Source organism: Volucribacter amazonae (assembly GCF_029783845.1).
Classification (GTDB): domain Bacteria; phylum Pseudomonadota; class Gammaproteobacteria; order Enterobacterales; family Pasteurellaceae; genus Volucribacter; species Volucribacter amazonae.
Genome location: NZ_LWID01000001.1, coordinates 379,197 through 396,480, shown reverse-complemented (window position 1 = coordinate 396,480; position 17,284 = coordinate 379,197). Strand labels below are relative to the sequence as shown.

Below are 17,284 nucleotides of genomic sequence, written 5' to 3'. Positions count from 1 at the left end.
TTTTTATACCCTAAATTTAACTTAGCAGAGGAAATATTATGTCAACAACACTTCAATCCCTAACTCAAAAACTTGCCAATCGGTTTGAAATTGCTGATGGTTCAGATTTAATGCTAACCCTAAAAAATACCGCATTTAAAGGCAATGTGAATGATAGCCAAATGACAGCACTCTTAATCGTGGCTAATCAATATGGGCTTAATCCTTGGACAAAAGAAATTTACGCTTTCCCTGATAAAAATAACGGCATTGTCCCGATTGTTGGGGTGGATGGTTGGGCAAGAATTCTAAACGAAAATCCGCAGTTTGACGGCATTGAATTTGATCTTGATGATGAAAAATGCACTTGTCGCATTTACCGTAAAGACCGTTCCAAACCCATTTCAGTTACGGAATATATGAGCGAGTGCTATCGTAATATGGGACCTTGGCAAACCCACCCTAAACGAATGTTACGTCATAAAGCGATGATTCAATGTGCAAGATTAGCCTTTGGGTTTACAGGGATTTATGATCAAGATGAAGCTGATCGCATTGCAGAAAATAACAAAGAGCCGATCAATGTTACCCCTAAAGCAAATATCCTTGAAGGACAAGCGATTGAGCTTATTTCCGCCGAACAAATCGAGGAAATTAAGCAATTAGTTGAGGTAACTTCATCAAATATGGACGGCTTGCTGGCGGCTTGTGGCGTGAAAAATATTGAAAGTATTCCAAAGGCGATGACGGAGAAAGTGTTGAAAAAACTCAAAGATAAACTTAATCAACAGCAAATTCGTGATGACGGTATTGACGGTGAGGACGTGCCATTATGATTGACGGATTAATTACTTTAGATTGCGAACAAGGAACTGAGGAATGGCTTGCCGCAAGGTTAGGCATACCCACTGCTACAGGCATAAAGCATATTGTGACAGCGAGTGGTAATAAATCATCAGGTTGGACAGGCTATCTTGCGGAACTTGTAGCAGAAAGCATAGAACATACTGCCGACACGATAAAAACGCCCGCTATGGAGCGAGGTAATCAGCTTGAGCCTTTAGCTAGAAGTGCTTACGAATTTCTAACCGGCAATACCGTTGTTCAAGTAGGCGGTGTGTATTTAAACCAGGCAAGGGAATTAATGATAAGCCCTGATGGTTTAATGCCTGAGTTAAAAAAAGGGCTTGAAATTAAATGCCCTAAAATGAAAACCCACATTGTTTATTTGCTTGAGGGCGGTGTCCCTAATGAATACATCATTCAAGTGCAATCCGCATTATGGGTAACTGGTTATGAAACTTGGGATTTTGTAAGCTACTGCCCAGAATATCAACCACAACCGCTTTATTTATACACCGTTAAACGTGATGAAAAATTAATGAACGCTTTTGATACTTATATTCCTGAGTTTATTAAGGCGTTGAGGGTGTTGAAAGAAAATTAAACATATTTGAGGAGATATAATAATGTTAGCTACTGTAATTTTTAATGAAAATGATCTAAGTTCAGTAGAATTAGCTGACTTAGTAAAGTATGAGGCTAATTATATGAAAGCCTTGCATGATGTTATAAATAATGATTTTTATATAGCTGAGGATATGAAAGGGGAGTTTAATACACTACTAAATTATGTGGAAGTAATAAAACTATTTTTTCACAATTCAAGCATAGAGGATGAGAAAAAATAGAAGTTTTTATCGGAGAATTATTATCTTCTTCTAAGGATTTAATTTCTTATAAGAGCCTGTCTAATTTCTTAGATGGGAAAATAACGGGTGCGGATAGATACCGTAAGGGCATTTATTTTGTTTTAGTCAATTATTTTAATGCTCCTTATATGGGGCTTGATATGGATTGGGATTTTAAGATCGATATAGCGGAGGTTAAAAATTTGATCGCTATATGTGAGGAACAACAAAGTAATAACAATGATGCCGAAGTAAGAAAGGTATTTCTATATATGATTTATTTGTTGAAATGTGTATTAATTGATAAGTCTTAATCCCTTTGGATACAGGGAATGTATTTCTACGGATAAGGATTAAAATATTACAAATCACATAGCCACAATCGTGGCTTTTTTTATTTATTCATAAAGAGAGAGCAAATGAAATTCACTTATGGCTCAATCTGTTCAGGAATTGAGGCAGTAACCTGTGCTTGGCATGATTTCGCACAGCCTTTGTGGTTTGCTGAAATTGAGCCTTTTCCAATGGCTGTTCCTGTAATGCGGTGGATTGGATTGAGAATTCAGCAATATTTAGAAAGTGAGTATAACCTATGATTAACCTAGAAGCCTATAACACCAAAACTAATGAAGTAGAAATCACTTGTTGCCGACAGCGAAAATGTTGGAATTTCAGGCAAACCAAGAAAGCCTATAAAAAGTGTATTCAACGTAATCGATTTATATCTGATTGGAAGAATACAAAACATATCAGGCTTAAATGGCTAAACTTTAATGCGAAATATGTCAGAGCGTTTAAAAACGTTTTGCATAGGTTGATTAAGGATAAGTATTTGTAGGGGGGGGAAATTATGGAACAACAAACAATTTTATTAAGTAAGTCAAAAGTAATAGAAATAACAAGTTTGAGTTACTCAACTATTTGGCGTATGATAAAGAAAGATGAATTTCCTAAAAGCGTTAAAGTCTCAATGGGGCGAGTAGCTTGGCGTAAATCAGACATTGATAAATGGATAGCTGAGCGAACTTAAAGTACTTTTATTTTTTGACGGTAAAAATGACGGTAAAATTAAGATATTGTTGTTTTATTTCCATTTATAATCAATATCTTATGCTTCAAATAGATAATTGAGTGGGAATAAGCAAAAAAAATACTTACAAAAAACGGCTTAGGAAAACCTAAGCCGTTTTTATACTGATTAAATATTATTTCTGATAACGTCTAAACACTAACGTAGCGTTTGTCCCGCCAAAACCAAAGCTATTTGACATTACCGTATGTAAGCCTGCATTTTCTTTAGTTTCTGTGATGATATTACAACCTTGTGCTTGTTCATCTAGGGTTTCAATATTAATGCTTGGTGCAATAAAATCATTTTCTAGCATTAATAAGGTATAAATCGCCTCGTGAGCACCGGCAGCCCCTAAAGAATGACCTGTCATTGATTTTGTAGAAGAAATGGCAGGGATATTTTCGCCAAAGACCGCTTTAATTGCACCTAATTCTTTTACATCGCCCACTGGGGTTGACGTGCCATGTACATTAATATAATCAATCGGTGTATCCACCGTTTCCATGGCTTGTTGCATACAACGCTCTGCCCCTTCGCCACTTGGTGCAACCATATCATAACCATCTGAAGTTGCGCCATAGCCCACAATCTCGGCATAAATTTTCGCACCACGAGCCAGAGCGTGTTCCAATTCTTCCACAACCACCACAGCACCGCCACCAGCGATCACAAAACCATCACGATTGGCATCATAAGCTCTCGAGGCTTTTTCTGGGGTATCATTATATTTGGTGGATACTGCTCCCATGGCATCAAATTCTGTGGCACATTCCCAAGAAAGCTCTTCCGCCCCTCCTGCAAAGACAATGTCTTGCTTGCCTAATTGAATAAGCTCTAAAGCGTGTCCAATACAATGGGCTGAAGTGGCACAAGCCGAACTAATACTATAATTCACCCCACGAATTTTATAAGGCGTGGCTAAACAAGCTGAAACACTTGATGCCATGGTTTTGGTTACCGCATAAGGCCCAACCGCTTTTACCCCTCTCGGACCACGCACTGCATCGCAAGCCACTAATTGATTATGGGCTGAACCTGTTCCTGCACCAATCACTAAGCCTGTACGATCATTGGATACCTGTTCTTCCGTCAAGCCTGCATCTTCAATCGCCTCTTTCATAGAAAGGTAAGCATAGGCTGCGGCATCGCCCATAAAGCGATAAATTTTGCGATCAATATGTTCACTTGGGGTAATTTTCAATGTTCCCGCCACATGGCTACGCATTCCCATTTCCACAAACTCAGGGACAACCTCAATCCCCGATTTACCTGCTTTTAATGATGCCAATACTTCTTGTTTATTATTACCAATACTTGAAATGACACCAAAACCTGTAATCACTGCTCTTTTCATTGCTTCTCCTCAAATATAGAACGCGAAATTTGCACTAACTTACTATGAAAAAATAATTATGCAAGCATAAATTAGAATGTAAGACCAGTGCATAAAATAAAAACTCAGGGTATTATAGCGTTAAATAGTAAAAAGAGATATTTTTATGCGTAAAATTCAATTCGCCAACATTTATTTTAATCAACAAAATACTCCAGTGGCTCATCAATTTGATGACGTTTATTTTTCTAATCAAGACGGTCTTGCCGAAAGTCGCTATGTTTTTCAACAAGGTAATCAACTTTGGCAACGTTGGCTAACTAGCACACAAGCCCATTTTACTATTGCAGAAACAGGATTTGGCACAGGTTTAAACTTTCTCGCCACAATCCAATTATTTCGTCAATTTCGCCAACAATACCCTCAATCCCCATTACGCCGTTTATGCTTTATTTCCTTTGAAAAATATCCCTTATCCTTGGCTGATTTACGCCAAGCACAACAACAATACCAAGAATTTGCCCTGTTATGTGATGAATTGCAACAAAAATGGCTCTCCCCTATTGAAGGTTGCTACCGTTTTCAGTTTGACGAAACCTCGCTAGATTTATGGTTTGGCGATATTGCTGATAACCTACCGCAATTAGGCGATTATATGAATAATAAGATTGATGCTTGGTTTTTAGATGGTTTTTCGCCTGCCAAAAATCCAGAAATGTGGAATGATCAACTTTATCAACACATGTACCGTTTAACCAAACCCAACGGCACTTTTGCCACCTTTACCGCAGCCAGTCATGTGCGTAAAGGCTTATTACAAGCAGGTTTTGAAGTTGCTAAAGCCAAAGGTTTTGGCAAAAAACGGGAAATGTTGGTGGGAAAAAAATCACAAAATCACACCGCACTTCCCCTAACAACCCCTTGGCAACTTCCTCAAAGTGCGGTTAATTCTGACAAAGTTTTTGATATTGCCATTGTGGGCGGGGGCGTAGCTGCTGCTTTTACCGCATTGTCTCTTTGGCAACGTGGAGCAAAAATCACCCTTTATTGTCAAGATCCCCAACCCGCTCTCAATGCCTCAGGCAATAAACAAGGCGCATATTATCCTCAATTAAGCGATGATGATGAACGCAATATCCGCTTTTACTTACACGCCTTTGCTTATTGCCAACAACAATTAGCTTGGTTACAACAACACATTGATTTTGCTCAACAAAATTGTGGCGTAATCCTCTGTGCTTACCAGGAAAATGTGGCAAAAAAATTAGCCAAAATTGCTCAACTTGACTTACCTAAAGATATTTACCAAGCCCTCTCCGCCTCACAACTTAGCGAAATCGCAGGCTTACCCCTTCCTTGCCATGGCGGTTTTATCCCACAAGGTGGTTGGCTTGCTCCACGTCAACTAGTCCAAAATTTATGGCACTATCTACAACAACAAGGGGTTAGCATAAAAACACAACAAAATATTACCGCACTTCATCATCATGCCCATGATTGGCATTTACAAAATGAGCAAGGAGAATGCTTTCAACATCGCATTGTCATTCTCGCCAATGGACATAACATTAACCAATTTAGCCAAACTCAAGCCTTACCTACCTATCCCGTACGTGGGCAAGTGAGCCATATCGCCAGCTCGCCAAACTTGGCAAAACTAAAAAGCGTTATTTGCTATGACGGCTACCTCACACCACAAGATCCCCAAGATCAACAACATTGCCTTGGTGCAAGCCATATTAGGGATTGTGCTGATAGACAATTTAGCTTGCAAGAACAACAACAAAATCAACAAAAAATTCAACAAAATCTGGCTGATGCATCTTGGGTCAAAGATATTGATACCAGCAGCAACCAAGCGAGAATTGGGGTACGTTGTGCGGTACGAGATCGACTTCCTATGATGGGTAATGTCCCAAATTTTGCGCAACAAACAACCGATTACGCCAATCTATATAACCTACGCCGCCGCCAACAGCCCATAAAAAGTGCGGTTAATTTTGACAATCTTTTTTTACTCGGTGCATTAGGCTCACGAGGCTTAACCTCCGCCCCATTACTCGCCGAAACCCTCGCCTCGCTCATCTATGCTGAACCTCTTCCACTTAGCAATGACATTATCAATGCCTTAAACCCAAATCGTAGTTGGATAAGAAAATTGTTGAAGGGGAGTAAGGTAGAGAAATAGAAAAGTAACTATTTTTTATGAGTTTCTGATAAAGCGACAATGAAGCATTTAAACATTATCAATACAATAATAGAAATGGCAAACGTTATACATTTTCAACTGAAAAAGTTGTTGTCATTTCCTTTTTGTTGTATAAATATGCGTAAATTATCAAAAATAATATACTTATTTATAAAGAGGTTATCCGATTATAGAGGAAATTTTTTTATAAAATTTTATTATTTCATTCATTAAGTTTTAGACGTTCATAGATTGAACAATATAACTAATTTTTGGGGGACAATATGTCTTTTTCTCTAACGTGCCTAAAGTTTAAACAAGGTGGTGGTGTTGAACGTTATATTTTAGACTTGGTCGATGGATTTCATCAGCTTGGAGTAAAAACAAAATTCTATTCAACATCATTTGATAAAACATTAAAAGAGTATCAATGGATTGATCCTCAAAAAATTAATTTATCTTGGTGTCCAAAGAAACTTCGCCTACCTCTTTTTGCTCGAGCAATACAAAAACAAAAAGCAGAAAATGAAATTGTTATTTCCATTCAACAGGTAAGGAAATCTGATATTCTTATTTGTGGCGGGCAACACAAAGGTTATTTACGCGCCCTTAATAAAACACCAACATTACTAGAAAAACTAAAAATCTCTAATGAGCAAAAAGCCTATGAAGAATGCCAATTAATTATTGCCCATTCTCAATTAATGAAAAATGAATTAGTTGAGCTTTATAATATTCCTGAACAGAAAATTAAGGTCATTTATCCCCCAGCTAATACAAAAAAGTTTCATACTATTAGTAAAGAAGTGCGGTCAAATTTAAGAAAAAAATTTGGTTTTTCTCCTCAAGAAATCATTTATGTATTTCCCTCTACGGGACATTCTCGCAAAGGATTTGATTTACTCAAAAGCTATTTTGAGCAAACAAATTTACCTATTAAATTAATTGTTGCGGGCACACAAGTTACAGAAAGCAAAAACATTCGTTCCCTCGGATTTTGTAGTAATATGCCAGAGTTATATCAGGCAGCCGATTATACTATTATGGCTTCTAAATACGAGCCTTTTGGCTTAGTAGGTGTTGAATCTATTCTCTGTGGAACACCAATTATTTTTTCTGAAAATATGGCTTGTACAGAAGTCTTTCAAAATAACTTTGGTTATACTTTTAACCGAAAAAATAGATCTACTCTTGATTTGGCAATAAAATCATCAATAAAACATATTGCTCGAATAGAACAACCTCTAAAAGCATTAAATTACGATCCAAGCTTAATGACACATATTCAAGCACTACAAAATATTATTGAGAAGTTATCATAATGAAAAAGAAAATTATTCTTGCCTTGCCATATTTATACGGTCTAGAAAAATGTATTCAAAGAAACCTTGAATACTGAGGATTTGATGTCATTACATTCTGCTATAATATTAAAAAAACACATTTTATTACCCCATTTAGCCCGATAAAATTACTCTACGATAAATATATTAATAAAAGTAGTGAATATAAAAAATATTTACAGCTTTCACCATTTTTTCAGGATATTTCTGACAAAATAGCCTTACTTCAGCAACAAAAAGCAGATTATGCTTTATTTATTCGAACCAATATCTTTAATCATTTGTTCAACAAATCTCATTACTTTCACAACATTGCGTCAATTATCAATGGGATGGTATTGATGTATTCCCTGATATTCTAGAATATACAGAATTTTTCAATGACTTTTATGTTTTTGATCAATCAGATGTGAAAAAATATGCGTCTTATCATGTCAAGCCAACCACAAATTTTTTCTTTGATTTTCCTTTAGTATTCACAGAAGAAAAACAGCATTCATCAGGTATTTATTTTCTTGGTGGATATAATGCCGATAGAAACAGTGAAATCAAATATTTTGTCGATACAGCTAACCGTTGTCATTTACCCCTTGATTTCTATATAGTGTCAAAACAAGAAAACGCAAAAAAAGTGTTAGGTACTCAAGGAATAACCCACCTTTTGCCTCAAGAGTCTTTTACGTTTGAAAAAAATTTACAGAAAGTCAAACATTGCAGTGTGGTAGTGGATTTTGTTAATCCAAAACATTCAGGTTTATCTTTTAGAATATTTGATGCTATGTGTTTTGATAAAAAATTAATTACAACGAATAAATCTGTAAAAAATTATGATTTCTATCATCCAAATAATATTCTTATTTGGGAAAATAATAATGCTGAATCTTTATGCGACTTTTTAGCTAAGCCTTATCAGCCTATTGATGAAAATATCAAAAATTACTATTCATTTAGTGCTTGGATAGAACGGATTTTAAATGATTTAAATTAGTTCTATTTGCTCTTAGGCGATTTATTTTTCTTTTCATAAAGAAATTAGATCGCCAGACGGTGAAATCAGGTTGTATTTCGGAGAAAATAATCCTATAAACAATCTAAATTTCACCACACCGACAAATTTCCGCCACATTAAAAACTTGTTGGTTTTTAAACCGCACTTTTTGTGGTGTGAAAGGTATGGGGTAGGTTCGTTTTTGTGCCACGATGACGCTTAATGGCGAGAAACAGCTGGGAAGTGGTGGGGTGGTTAAACGTTGATAATCTAAAATATCAAAATGTAATAAAGCAAGCCAGTCTAAAATACGCCAATCGATAAATTGACGAAAAGGGAGGGCTTGGTGTTGTTTTGTGTTGAGATGTTGCTTAAATAAAAGGGGACTACATAGATTAAACAATGAGAGAAATAAATAGCCGTCATCGGTTAATACCCGATTGACTTCACGTAGTAATTGATGGGGATCTTGACAAAAGTTCAGACTATTGATTAATAGACAAGCATCAACCTGTTTTTCTATTAAGGGTAACTCTGTTATTTTGGCATTAATCAGTGTATGATCGGGTCTATTGGCGTAAAGTGCGGTGAGATTTGGGGGAATTTCTGGGCAAATGACCATTTGGTTACGCAGAGGTAATTCATAATGGATTTCGGCACTTAATCCACCGATATAGAGAATATGGTAGCCTAAAATTTTAGGAAACCAGTCTGCAAAGTATTGTTCAAGCAATTTACGATATTGTTCGCCTTGTTGGATTTCTTGCCAACAGGTAGGTAAGCGAAAGGTTGTGTTAGATTTAGCTTGCCATTTCATTTACTGCTCTCAATAGGAAGAATTTATGTTAGTTGCACTACCAGTTCTTAATGATAACTATATTTGGTTGTATGGGCGAGAAAATTTACCTGTTATTGTGATCGATCCCGCAGAATCTCGTCCTGTTATTGATTATTTGCAGCAACATCACCTTGCTCTGGAGGCGATTTTGCTAACCCATAATCATGATGATCATGTGGCAGGAGTAAAAGATTTGCGTCAGCAATATCCACAAGTGGAGGTGTATGGGCCGAGTGAAACGGCAGAATATGTTTCAACGGTAATTAATGAAGGTATTTTTCATACGGTACATTATCAGATTGAGGTCATTCCCAGTGGTGGGCATACGGCGAACCATGTGAGCTTTTTGCTTGATGGGCATTTATTTTGTGGCGATACGCTGTTTTCCGCTGGTTGTGGGCGAGTGTTTACTGGCGATTATGCACAAATGTTTGCCTCGTTACAACGCTTAAACCAATTACCTGTAGAAACTGTTGTTTGCCCTGCTCATGAATATACTTTGTCCAATCTTAAGTTTGCTTATCATGTGGCTCAGGATCAAATGCATAAAAGTGCGGTGCAAAATCAGAAAATTTTGGTGGAGAAATGGCGAGCTGAGGGAAAACCAAGTTTGCCTACCAGTTTAAAATTAGAGCGAGAGATTAATCCCTTTCTACAAGCTAAAAATTTGACCGAATTTATTCAATTACGCCAAGCAAAAGATAATTTTTAATTTATTGATCTTTATTTAGGAAATTAACATGAATCAGCATACTTCTGCACAACAGCAGGCAAGTTTTATGTTTATTTTGGTATTGGGAATTTTGGCAATGTTGCCCCCTTTAGCCATTGATATGTATTTGCCCTCTTTTTTAGATATAGCACAAGATTTACAGGTCAGCCCTGAGCGTGTACAAAATACGTTAGCATTATTTACCCTCGGTTTTGCCCTTGGGCAGCTTTTATGGGGACCGATTGCGGATAGTTTTGGACGTAAGCCCGCCATTTTAATTGGGACTTTTGTTTCTGCCAGTATTGCCTTAATCTTAACGCAAGTTGCCAGTATTGAGCATTTTCTCGGTTTACGCTTTGTGCAAGGTTTATTTGCCTCAGCCCCTGCAGTGATATTAGGGGCATTATTGCGGGATTTATTTAGCAAAAACTATTTTTCTAAAATGATGTCGTTAATTATGCTCATTTCAATGTTAGCCCCCTTATTAGCCCCTTTTATTGGCGGTTATATTGCTAAATTTTTTCATTGGCATACGGTATTTTATGTTTTAGCTTTTATGGGCTTTTTGTCTTGTTTATTGGTGCTGATTCGTATTCCTGAAACGTTGCCACCCGAGAAACGAGTTGTATTTAATCTTGGGGGTATTGTGCGTAACTTTCGTTCATTAGTTCAAGTCAAAGCTGTGGTAGGTTATGTGCTTTGTGGGGCGTTTTCTTTTGCGGGAATGTTTTGTTTTCTTACTTCTGGCTCAATTGTTTATATTGATATTTATGGTATTGCCTCTGAACATTTTGGTTATTTTTTCATTATGAATATGTCAATGATGATTATATTTACCTCAATTAATAGCCGTATGGTAATGAAGGTCGGGGCAGAAAAAATGTTACGCTTTGGTTTATCAGTACAATTTATCGCAGGTACTTGGTTATTTCTTGTAGCAATATTTGATCTTGGGTTTTGGGCAATGGCATTAGGGATTGCTTGCTATATTGGTATGTTATCTACCATTGGCTCCAATGCCATGGCATCAATTTTAGAGCAATTTCCGCAATATGCAGGCACAGCCAATTCCTTGGTTGGCACTATCCGTTTTGGCACAGGGGCATTGGTCGGCTTTTTACTATCTTTATTGCCAATTTATAGCGCAATGCCGATGTTATTGTTTATGTTCTTTTGTGTGTTAATTGGTGTAACGAGTTATTACTTTCTAACCTATCGCAGTATTAACAAGGCAAATAACCGAGATTTATGATTAAAGGTAGCGGTTTATTCAGGTTTGATTTGCTCAATTTAATGGGATTGATTAAAATAACGCAATTATTTGGGGGATTTTATTTGGCGTGATAGATTGCAAGAGCAAAATAATGATTAAATTGACTTGTAAGAGCAACGCAATTATCAGTGATTTATGACAATTCTAGTGCTTGGTGTGAACCATAAGACTGCCACAGTTTCGCTACGAGAAAAAGTTGCGTTTTCTGAGCAAAAACGAATTTTAGCATTGCAACAATTACAGCGTAATGGCTTAGCTGAACACGCCGTGATTTTGTCTACTTGTAATAGGACGGAAATCTATTTACATAATAAAAAAATTCCCCCAGAAGAAAGCGAAATTTGGCAACAACATTGTCTATATTGGTTTGCTTTAATCCATCAAATTGATTTTAACGCCTTAGAAAAACACAGTTATTATTACCAAAATATGCAAGCTGTACAGCATATTATGCGAGTTGCTTGTGGATTAGATTCCTTAATTTTAGGTGAACCTCAAATTTTGGGGCAGGTTAAACAAGCCTATCAATATAGTGAGGATTTTTATCAAACTCAACAGCAAAATATCTCTAGTGAACTTTCTCGCTTATTTCAAAAAACCTTTGCTACGGCGAAACGTGTGCGTACTGAAACGGAAATCGGCAGTTCAGTGGTTTCTGTTGCTTATTCAGCTTGTAATTTAGCAAGGCAAATTTTTGATTCTTTTCATCATCTTAATATTTTGTTAGTCGGGGCAGGGGAGACTATTGAGTTAGTGGCTCGTCATTTATTACAACATGGTGCAAAAAATTTAACCATAGCCAACCGCACTTTAGCGAGAGCAGAAACCCTTGTGGCAAAATTAGCTCAACCTAACATAAATCTTCTTACTCTAACAGAGTTGCAACAAGGACTTGATATTGCTGATATTGTTATTAGTTCAACGGGCAGTGAACAAATCTTGATTACACAAAATATGGTAAAACAAGCTCAACAAAGACGGAAAAATAAACCTATGTTAATTGTTGATATTGCTGTTCCTCGAGATGTTGATGAAAGGGTAAGCGATATACATACCGTTTATTATTATAGCGTTGATGATTTACAAAGTATTATTCAACGCAATTTAGATACAAGAAAAAAGGCTTCATATCAAGCAGAACAAATTATTAGCCAAGAATGTCAGGATTTTTTTGATTGGTTAAAAGTGCATCAGTTTTCAGGCTTAATTCAACATTACCGTCAAGATGCAGAACAAAGCCGACAACAATTATTAGAAAAAGCATTACAAGGATTACAGCAAGGGCAAAATCCAGAGGTGTTGCTGCAAGAATTAAGTTATAAATTAACTAATCGGTTATTGCATATTCCTACACAAGCGATGCAAAGCATGGTACGAAAAGGCAATGCTACAGGATTACAAGCCTTTTCTGGTGCTTTAGGTATAGAACAACTTGAACATTATACGAAAGCAGATTAATTTAAACACAGATTAGCTGGGAATGTTTAAATTTTTATCAATCATTTCGTCTTAATAATAAAAAAACTTGTGTTCAAGAGGAAAAACTTATATGATTAGCCCACTTTTCAAATGCGACTATAGCTCAGTTGGTTAGAGCACCACCTTGACATGGTGGGGGTCACTGGTTCGAGTCCAGCTAGTCGCACCATCAACCACTTCATATCACTTCATTAAACACCGATAAACCCTTGAAAATACTGGCTTGAGAGCATTTTATTGTGTTTTTAACTACATTATACTACACTTCAATACACCAATTTTAACTATACGAATGACTATACGGGGCAGTATAGTTAAAAAGCCGTATAGTTATTCTTAACGATATAGGCAAAAGAAAGGGACATAATGGCAAGGCGAGCAATACCACTAACTAACACTCAAGTCGCACAAGCAAAACCCAAAGAGAAAGATTATCGCCTTTTTGATGGTGGTGGGTTATCCCTTTTAGTTAAGGCTAATGGATCTAAGTTGTGGCGATTTGAATATAAAAAGCCTGTTGTGAATAAAAATGCGTTGATTGGATTAGGGGCATTCCCTGAGGTTACTCTCGCCCAAGCTCGTAGAATGCGGGAAGATTTTAGGGCTTTGATTGCTCAAGGGATAGATCCACAAGTCAAACGGCAAGAAGATAAAATCAAAAAACAACTTGAGCTAGTCAATACATTTCAAGCCGTAGCTGAAAAATGGCGAGAGAAGAAACGGCAGGAAGTCGCACAATTGACCATAGAAAAGAATTATAGACGGCTTGAAAAGCATTTATTTCCCTTTATAGGGCATTGCCCACTTACAGAAATAACCCCGCCTTTAGTGGTTAGCACGTTGCAACCTATCGCCCAGCAAGGCAAATTAGAAACCTTACACCGCCTAATAATGATGATTAACGAAATCTTAGATTTTGCGGTAAATGGTGGCTTGATTGTGGGTAATCCTTGCTCAAATATTAGAAAGATGTTTGCTAAGCACAGTAAAACCAATAACCCAGCCATTAATCATAACGAACTGCCCGAATTTCTTAACGCCCTACAAAACGCCAATATTGAGCCTAAAACTCGCTATTTAATTATGTGGCAATTATTAACAATGGTTAGACCTAATGAGGCAGTTAGTGCGGAATGGGCGGAAATTGATTTCATTCATAAGATTTGGACAATTCCAGCGGAAAAGATGAAGAAAACACGCCATAGCCTTAAACATTCGCATATTGTTCCCCTTTCACCGCAAGCAATCCGAATTTTAGAGAAGATGAAAAGCATTACGGGGCATATGCGATATGTCTTTGTGAGTAGTTTAGTGAATGATAAGCCAATGAATAAAGAAACCGCTAACCGAGTAATTAGCCGTATGGGCTATAAAGGACGGCAAACCGCCCACGGTTTACGAAGATTAGCCAGCACTTACCTAAATGAAATGGGCGAGCCTAGGGATTATGTAGACGCTTGTTTAGCTCACCATATTCAAGGCGTGAGCGGAGTTTATAACAAAGCCACTTATTTTAATCAGAGAGTGGGCATTATGAATAGATGGGGCGAGTTTATTGAGCAATGTCAAAAACGAGCCGTAGAATATTAAGAGGTTAATAATGAAAAAGTTTTGTCAACATTTACTAGATAAAATAGAAGATTTACAACCTGACTATTTTAGGTTTGATGAAGTGGTTTATTCCGCAATGGAATTATTAAAAGAAAAAGAGCATATAGATGTAATGGAAACGGTTAAATATTTAACAGTTTTTTTTATTGAATATGTTGAAAATGATTGCTTTAATGAAATTTGTAATAAATTTAGAGAAAAAATAAAAAACAATCCGAGTAAAGAAAAATATTTTTTTAATAAAGCGTATTTATCGGGAGAGCTAAAAGATGGTGATTATCCCTATGATCTTGGAAAGGTATGTAATTATTTGAATATGTTGAATCCTGATGACTGGATAGATAATTACGAATGGTTAGAAAAATTTATTACAGAAAATAATTTAATTGATAAACCAGTAACAAATATTGAATTAGGTAATGTAGTTAATATTAAGTCTTATGAATTAATGGCATTGTTAGCATTATATTATGTAAGTGAAGTTATAGAAACTAATAATATAGATATTCAATTTAGTGAGTATAATAATCGGTCTAGTTGTGGTTATGGTAGTGCTTTTGGAAGTTTTAAAGAATTTTATTTATATCGTCTATCGCTAGCTACTCGAGATGTTATTAGTGCATTCAGAGCGATACATATTGCCCAAAATTGGAAAGATTATATAGATAATTCAAAGATTAATGAGGATATTGCAAAAAAAGTCTTAACTGCCAATGCGAGAAAAGGCGGACAAAAACGACACGAGAAAAGCAATAGAATTAAAGAGAAAATCATAGCCCAGTGGCGAGAATATGAAACAAGAGAGCGAGAAAGAGGGAGAATACCAAGTAAAAATCAATTTGCTAAAAAAATGACTGAAATATTTAAAGTTTCAGAAGCCACGATCCGCAAAAATTGGCTACAAAAATTATCCCCTTGAGCGCTACTAGCAGAGATTAACCCACAGCAAGCAATGCCCTAACTTTAGCAAGTTGAGGGCATTTTTTTATCCTTAAAACATTCATACCATTCTTCACGTTGCAACGCTATAAACCGTAACAGCTTTTTAGCTTGTATTTATCAACGTAACGAGAGGAAAGATATGAAAGTTATCACGTCTAAAGAATTTCAACAACGATTAGGTATTAAACAAACCGCCTTTTACAGTTGGCAGAATCCAAATCACCCACAGTATAAACCGACATTCCCTAAGCCATTTCCCCTAGGCGGAAGACTTAACGGCTATCGGGAAGATGAAGTTAATCAGTTTATTAATGAATTATCTAGTAGCCGAAAACGCTAAATAGAAAGGAGCAACCCAATGACAACCCAAACAAAACCCCTTACCCGTAAAGGGAAAGTCATCATTGCCCTACTTAGCCACCCTAACGGGATTAGCGGGCGTGAAATTGATATGAACTATTTTATTAATAGCGGACGTAATGAAGTGGCGGAATTGGAAAGCAAGCATAACATTTCCCTGATTAAAACTCAGTCCACCACCCAAAGCGAACTAGGGCAATACACGATTTACCGCCTAGCCAACCGAAAAGAAGCCATTAAGGCGATAGCCCTATTAAACAGGGAGCGAGTAAAGCGAGATTTAGGCTTGATGACCGAGCAAGAGCAACAAGCCTATTTAGCGAATTTTAAGGCGTGATTTTAGTCGCTCAAATTGAGCCACTAAACCAAAACAAGAGGAAACAGAACAATGATGAAAGAGTGTTTTAATGGGGCGGTTTTTCCTAAATTATTTAACAAAGAAATGACCGCACTAACCGACAGCTTAAAAGTGGCGAGTTACTTTGACAAGCAACATAAAAATATTTTAAGAGCTATTAAAGAATTGAATTGCTCGCCTGAATTTTGGCGGCTCAATTTTAAGCCGTCAAATTACAAAGATGACAGAGGAAAAAGGCAACCAATATACCTAATGACCCAAGACGGTTTTACTTTGCTTGTGATGGGTTTTACTGGCAAGAAAGCAATGCAGTTTAAAGAAGCCTACATTAACGAGTTTAATCATATGAGAAAGTGGATTAGCTCAAGGGCGAATTTAAAACAAGACCAACAACGGCTAAATGATGCCATTAAGGCAAGTTTAGAACGACAAGGCAAAGACGACCCCCACGCCTATAGCCGTGAAAATAATCTTGTTTATCGTGTTACTTTGGGCGTGGGTAAAAAGAAATGGCTAACCGCAAGGGGCTATCCAAAAGACGCAGAAATACGCCAATTCTTAACCGAACCAGAACTAAAACGAGTAGATGAATTGTTATCCGAAAACGCCGTTATGATAAAGCTCGGGCTAAATTATTCCTTGCGGAAAGCATTGTTACAGAAAACGGCGTTACAGGGCTTTTCTCAACATTGAGGAGACCGGGCAAAAGGTAATAAAACCTTAATAGCTAACTCGATAGCTAACTTAATAGCTACCTGAAAAAACCTGAAGAATGGAGATGAAAAGAAATGAAATGCCGTATAGCTAAACAGCGACTACTTAGCCAAGCGATTGAGCATTATCTCAATAAACGCACGCTATTTCACTTTATGAGCCTTTATAACGATAACGAGCCTTACCCCTTAGGTGAAGTGGTTTTATTGCTTAGCGAGCGACTAGAGAGCTTTAAGCGTGATTATAAGCAATATCCTAATAATGAAAGTTATCGAACGGCAACATTACAAGCTGAAAAGCAATTAAAGCAACTGATTAAATTTCATCAGTTAGCCACTAAATAACCCTAAGGGCAGAAAAGCGGCAAATGTTGAAACTGATTGAAATTTGTTGAAACGATAAC

18 protein-coding genes, 1 tRNA gene and 1 pseudogene are annotated in these 17,284 nt (G+C 36.8%); 18 read left to right on the top strand and 2 right to left on the bottom strand.

Features of this window, described 5'->3' with window-relative positions; genetic code table 11:
* Positions 1 to 38: 38 nt before the first annotated feature.
* From bet to A6A20_RS01940, 5 genes and pseudogenes are all read left to right on the top strand, one after another.
* The gene (gene bet / locus A6A20_RS01960; protein ID WP_279571894.1) at positions 39 to 815 is read left to right on the top strand and encodes a phage recombination protein Bet; all 777 of its coding nucleotides are present in this window, start codon (positions 39 to 41) and stop codon (positions 813 to 815) included.
* Positions 812 to 1,426, top strand: coding sequence for a YqaJ viral recombinase family protein (locus tag A6A20_RS01955; protein ID WP_279571893.1), 615 nt, complete (start codon positions 812 to 814; stop codon positions 1,424 to 1,426). Before bet ends, A6A20_RS01955 begins: the two co-directional genes overlap by 4 nt.
* Before the next feature lie 22 nt (positions 1,427 to 1,448).
* Entirely contained in the window at positions 1,449 to 1,670 is a 222-nt protein-coding gene (locus A6A20_RS01950; RefSeq protein WP_279571892.1) for a hypothetical protein, read from the top strand.
* A 419-nt stretch (positions 1,671 to 2,089) separates the two neighbouring features.
* Positions 2,090 to 2,203 (top strand): annotated as a pseudogene (locus A6A20_RS01945) (DNA cytosine methyltransferase); the annotation flags it as partial.
* A 317-nt stretch (positions 2,204 to 2,520) separates the two neighbouring features.
* Positions 2,521 to 2,700 (top strand): helix-turn-helix transcriptional regulator, encoded by a 180-nt coding sequence (locus A6A20_RS01940; protein ID WP_279571891.1) that lies wholly within the window; start codon positions 2,521 to 2,523, stop codon positions 2,698 to 2,700.
* 175 nt (positions 2,701 to 2,875) lie between these two features.
* Here the strand turns inward: A6A20_RS01940 and fabB are convergent, their stop codons facing one another.
* Positions 2,876 to 4,096, bottom strand: a complete 1,221-nt coding sequence (gene fabB, locus A6A20_RS01935; protein WP_279571890.1) for a beta-ketoacyl-ACP synthase I — start codon at positions 4,094 to 4,096, stop codon at positions 2,876 to 2,878.
* Positions 4,097 to 4,241: 145 nt separating this feature from the next.
* On the opposite strand from fabB, the gene mnmC reads away from it, so the two are divergent.
* The 3 genes from mnmC to A6A20_RS01920 all read left to right on the top strand — a co-directional run bounded on the left by mnmC (position 4,242) and on the right by A6A20_RS01920 (position 8,594).
* Positions 4,242 to 6,263: a bifunctional tRNA (5-methylaminomethyl-2-thiouridine)(34)-methyltransferase MnmC2/FAD-dependent 5-carboxymethylaminomethyl-2-thiouridine(34) oxidoreductase MnmC1 gene (gene mnmC, locus A6A20_RS01930; RefSeq protein WP_279571889.1), complete on the top strand. Its 2,022-nt coding sequence runs from the start codon at positions 4,242 to 4,244 to the stop codon at positions 6,261 to 6,263.
* A gap of 284 nt (positions 6,264 to 6,547) precedes the next feature.
* Positions 6,548 to 7,585, top strand: coding sequence for a glycosyltransferase family 4 protein (locus A6A20_RS01925; RefSeq protein WP_279571888.1), 1,038 nt, complete (start codon positions 6,548 to 6,550; stop codon positions 7,583 to 7,585).
* 313 nt (positions 7,586 to 7,898) lie between these two features.
* Positions 7,899 to 8,594: a WaaS/CpsH family glycosyltransferase gene (locus A6A20_RS01920; RefSeq protein WP_481584977.1), complete on the top strand. Its 696-nt coding sequence runs from the start codon at positions 7,899 to 7,901 to the stop codon at positions 8,592 to 8,594.
* A gap of 103 nt (positions 8,595 to 8,697) precedes the next feature.
* Here the strand turns inward: A6A20_RS01920 and A6A20_RS01915 are convergent, their stop codons facing one another.
* Positions 8,698 to 9,411, bottom strand: a complete 714-nt coding sequence (locus A6A20_RS01915) for a class I SAM-dependent methyltransferase (protein WP_279571886.1) — start codon at positions 9,409 to 9,411, stop codon at positions 8,698 to 8,700.
* Positions 9,412 to 9,436: 25 nt separating this feature from the next.
* On the opposite strand from A6A20_RS01915, the gene gloB reads away from it, so the two are divergent.
* The 10 genes from gloB to A6A20_RS01865 all read left to right on the top strand — a co-directional run bounded on the left by gloB (position 9,437) and on the right by A6A20_RS01865 (position 17,225).
* On the top strand, positions 9,437 to 10,144 hold the full coding sequence (gene gloB, locus A6A20_RS01910) for a hydroxyacylglutathione hydrolase (RefSeq protein ID WP_279571885.1): 708 nt from the start codon (positions 9,437 to 9,439) through the stop codon (positions 10,142 to 10,144).
* Between the two features lie 28 nt (positions 10,145 to 10,172).
* On the top strand, positions 10,173 to 11,396 hold the full coding sequence (locus A6A20_RS01905) for a Bcr/CflA family multidrug efflux MFS transporter (protein ID WP_279571884.1): 1,224 nt from the start codon (positions 10,173 to 10,175) through the stop codon (positions 11,394 to 11,396).
* Between the two features lie 156 nt (positions 11,397 to 11,552).
* On the top strand, positions 11,553 to 12,875 hold the full coding sequence (gene hemA / locus A6A20_RS01900) for a glutamyl-tRNA reductase (protein WP_279571883.1): 1,323 nt from the start codon (positions 11,553 to 11,555) through the stop codon (positions 12,873 to 12,875).
* Positions 12,876 to 12,988: 113 nt separating this feature from the next.
* Positions 12,989 to 13,065, top strand: a tRNA-Val gene (locus tag A6A20_RS01895).
* Positions 13,066 to 13,262: 197 nt separating this feature from the next.
* A complete protein-coding gene (locus tag A6A20_RS01890; RefSeq protein ID WP_279571882.1) occupies positions 13,263 to 14,486 on the top strand; it encodes a tyrosine-type recombinase/integrase in 1,224 nt (407 codons plus the stop codon).
* A 10-nt stretch (positions 14,487 to 14,496) separates the two neighbouring features.
* Positions 14,497 to 15,426: a hypothetical protein gene (locus A6A20_RS01885; RefSeq protein WP_279571881.1), complete on the top strand. Its 930-nt coding sequence runs from the start codon at positions 14,497 to 14,499 to the stop codon at positions 15,424 to 15,426.
* Between the two features lie 162 nt (positions 15,427 to 15,588).
* A complete protein-coding gene (locus A6A20_RS01880; RefSeq protein WP_279571880.1) occupies positions 15,589 to 15,789 on the top strand; it encodes a helix-turn-helix transcriptional regulator in 201 nt (66 codons plus the stop codon).
* An 18-nt stretch (positions 15,790 to 15,807) separates the two neighbouring features.
* Positions 15,808 to 16,146, top strand: coding sequence for a hypothetical protein (locus A6A20_RS01875; RefSeq protein ID WP_279571879.1), 339 nt, complete (start codon positions 15,808 to 15,810; stop codon positions 16,144 to 16,146).
* A gap of 51 nt (positions 16,147 to 16,197) precedes the next feature.
* Positions 16,198 to 16,860 carry a Rha family transcriptional regulator gene (locus tag A6A20_RS01870; protein ID WP_279571635.1) on the top strand — a complete coding sequence of 221 codons (663 nt, stop codon included), beginning with the start codon at positions 16,198 to 16,200 and terminating at the stop codon, positions 16,858 to 16,860.
* Positions 16,861 to 16,955: 95 nt separating this feature from the next.
* A complete protein-coding gene (locus A6A20_RS01865) occupies positions 16,956 to 17,225 on the top strand; it encodes a hypothetical protein (RefSeq protein ID WP_279571634.1) in 270 nt (89 codons plus the stop codon).
* The last annotated feature ends 59 nt before the right edge of the window (positions 17,226 to 17,284 follow it).

Bases quoted from the DNA above. Each gene is read 5' to 3' on its own strand.
- gloB (WP_279571885.1), top strand. From the start codon at position 9,437: ATGTTAGTTGCACTACCAGTTCTTAATGATAACTATATTTGGTTGTAT.
- A6A20_RS01915 (WP_279571886.1), bottom strand. From the start codon at position 9,411: ATGAAATGGCAAGCTAAATCTAACACAACCTTTCGCTTACCTACCTGT.
- bet (WP_279571894.1), top strand. From the start codon at position 39: ATGTCAACAACACTTCAATCCCTAACTCAAAAACTTGCCAATCGGTTT.
- A6A20_RS01880 (WP_279571880.1), top strand. From the start codon at position 15,589: ATGAAAGTTATCACGTCTAAAGAATTTCAACAACGATTAGGTATTAAA.
- A6A20_RS01870 (WP_279571635.1), top strand. From the start codon at position 16,198: ATGATGAAAGAGTGTTTTAATGGGGCGGTTTTTCCTAAATTATTTAAC.
- A6A20_RS01940 (WP_279571891.1), top strand. From the start codon at position 2,521: ATGGAACAACAAACAATTTTATTAAGTAAGTCAAAAGTAATAGAAATA.
- A6A20_RS01885 (WP_279571881.1), top strand. From the start codon at position 14,497: ATGAAAAAGTTTTGTCAACATTTACTAGATAAAATAGAAGATTTACAA.
- A6A20_RS01905 (WP_279571884.1), top strand. From the start codon at position 10,173: ATGAATCAGCATACTTCTGCACAACAGCAGGCAAGTTTTATGTTTATT.
- A6A20_RS01955 (WP_279571893.1), top strand. From the start codon at position 812: ATGATTGACGGATTAATTACTTTAGATTGCGAACAAGGAACTGAGGAA.
- hemA (WP_279571883.1), top strand. From the start codon at position 11,553: ATGACAATTCTAGTGCTTGGTGTGAACCATAAGACTGCCACAGTTTCG.
- A6A20_RS01950 (WP_279571892.1), top strand. From the start codon at position 1,449: ATGTTAGCTACTGTAATTTTTAATGAAAATGATCTAAGTTCAGTAGAA.
- A6A20_RS01890 (WP_279571882.1), top strand. From the start codon at position 13,263: ATGGCAAGGCGAGCAATACCACTAACTAACACTCAAGTCGCACAAGCA.
- mnmC (WP_279571889.1), top strand. From the start codon at position 4,242: ATGCGTAAAATTCAATTCGCCAACATTTATTTTAATCAACAAAATACT.
- A6A20_RS01925 (WP_279571888.1), top strand. From the start codon at position 6,548: ATGTCTTTTTCTCTAACGTGCCTAAAGTTTAAACAAGGTGGTGGTGTT.
- fabB (WP_279571890.1), bottom strand. From the start codon at position 4,096: ATGAAAAGAGCAGTGATTACAGGTTTTGGTGTCATTTCAAGTATTGGT.
- A6A20_RS01875 (WP_279571879.1), top strand. From the start codon at position 15,808: ATGACAACCCAAACAAAACCCCTTACCCGTAAAGGGAAAGTCATCATT.
- A6A20_RS01865 (WP_279571634.1), top strand. From the start codon at position 16,956: ATGAAATGCCGTATAGCTAAACAGCGACTACTTAGCCAAGCGATTGAG.